The sequence below is a fragment of the Paraburkholderia solitsugae genome (genome assembly GCF_013177695.1).
GTDB lineage: Bacteria > Pseudomonadota > Gammaproteobacteria > Burkholderiales > Burkholderiaceae > Paraburkholderia > Paraburkholderia solitsugae.
In genome coordinates this window covers 1-832 of sequence record NZ_WOEY01000196.1, presented here as the reverse complement: position 1 = coordinate 832, position 832 = coordinate 1, and the positions used below count along the sequence as shown (strand labels likewise).

General features: G+C 65.0%; 1 pseudogene. It reads right to left on the bottom strand.

Annotated elements, in window-relative coordinates:
* Positions 1-102: 102 nt before the first annotated feature.
* A pseudogene (locus GNZ12_RS45820) lies at positions 103-832 on the bottom strand (IS110 family transposase); the annotation flags it as partial.

Genomic DNA, 832 nt, shown 5'->3' with positions numbered 1-832 from the left:
GGACGCGCCCCATCTAAAACTACGGTTACCTCCTGAGGTAACCCGCTTACTGTCCGGGCGCGCCGAACCTTCAGACGCTGTTGCCGCTCGACGTTCGTTTGCTCAGTTCGCCAGCACCTTCCTGGCAGGTGACTTGAGGGTTGCGCCGAGGGGAATCTCGCCGAACTCCAGATAGCGCCATAGCGCGACCGCGAGACGTCTGGCAAGTGCCACAATGCCGATGCGTCGCATACGCTTGCCGCCGCCCGCAAAGCGCTCGTTGAACCAGTCGCTTAGCTGGCTGCTGCGCTGGAAGCGCAACCAGCTCCACGCCAGTTCCACCATCAGCCATCGGGCTCGCTTGTTGCCGATCTTGCTGATGCCCTGCTCAACTTCACTGGTACCGCTGGCATAGGGCGTCGGGGCCAGGCCCAGGCAGCCTGCCAGTTCGCGGCGGTTGTGAAACTCTCGCCAGCCGAACAGTTCCCTGACCAGGACCCAGGCACTGCCGGTGCCGATACCCGCGAGGTGCGCGAGCCGCGCAATTGCGGGTTGCGCACCGCTACGCACCTCCGCTGCTGCTGTACCTCGAGCGCCCTGATCTGCCTGGCAGCGAGCAACAGCCGTTCGAATTCGCGTTCGATCTCGGCGCGCAGGGCTGGCAACAGCTGTGTGGTGTGCTGCGCCCACCAGTGCGCCCACGCGCGGCCACCGATTCGCTCGGGCCGCAGGTTGTGGAGTACCAGCAGCGAGCGGATGCGGTTGCTATGGGCAGTGCGCTCCTGCCGCAGGCGATCGAGTTCACGGTGTACCCGCCGCTCATCTTCCTGTTCGGGGGTGGGGATACGTGCGA